This window comes from Methylobacterium nigriterrae (assembly GCF_037106235.1).
Classification (GTDB): domain Bacteria; phylum Pseudomonadota; class Alphaproteobacteria; order Rhizobiales; family Beijerinckiaceae; genus Methylobacterium; species Methylobacterium nigriterrae.
The window spans coordinates 1-548 of sequence record NZ_JBAWTG010000504.1 but is presented as its reverse complement, the minus strand read 5'-3'; the positions used below and the strand labels follow the sequence as shown (position 1 = coordinate 548).

At 62.4% G+C, this 548-nt stretch carries 1 protein-coding gene; it reads right to left on the bottom strand.

The genetic code is table 11. The features are described 5' to 3' along the window. Window positions 1–461, bottom strand: a 461-nt coding sequence (locus tag WDW90_RS37970) for a GAF domain-containing protein (protein WP_336492854.1), incomplete at its 3' end; no start/stop codon positions are given. Between the last annotated feature and the right edge of the window lie 87 nt (window positions 462–548).

Genomic DNA, 548 nt, shown 5'->3' with positions numbered 1-548 from the left:
AGCACGCCGAAGGGCTCGCTCTCGCCACGGATGATGACGTTGATGGCCCGCTTGATCCCGTGCTCTTCAAGCACCTTCGGCGTGCGGAAGCGGCTCTCGCCCTCAAGGTGGTTTGAGATCACGGGCTCGCTGGTCTGAAAGGCGTAACCGGACGGGCTCTCGACATCGGCTCCAGTCCTGGCACTTCCCACAGTACCGGCTTTCCAGCCTACACCGGCCTGCACCACGAACTGATGCTCGGCGGGCTTGTATTCCATGATCTTGCAGAACCGGCTCTGGAGCCCCTGCGCACAAACCCGCGTTGCCTCCTGCAGGAGGGCGCCAATGTGGTGCGTCTTGAGGGCAAACAATCCGAACTCAGCGGTGAGCTGTTGCTGGCGAAGCCGGTAGGCCAGCTCCTCAGCGGCCCCGCCCCCCTGCTCCGGCGGCTTAGCCGGAGCTGTCGATTGGTCTGCACCCATGTTTGGCTTTCTTCTAAGCCCGGTTCTGCCTCTTGAGCGCCCACACCTCTCCTTTCAGTCTCAGGATGCTAACGCAAGTTGCGGGTG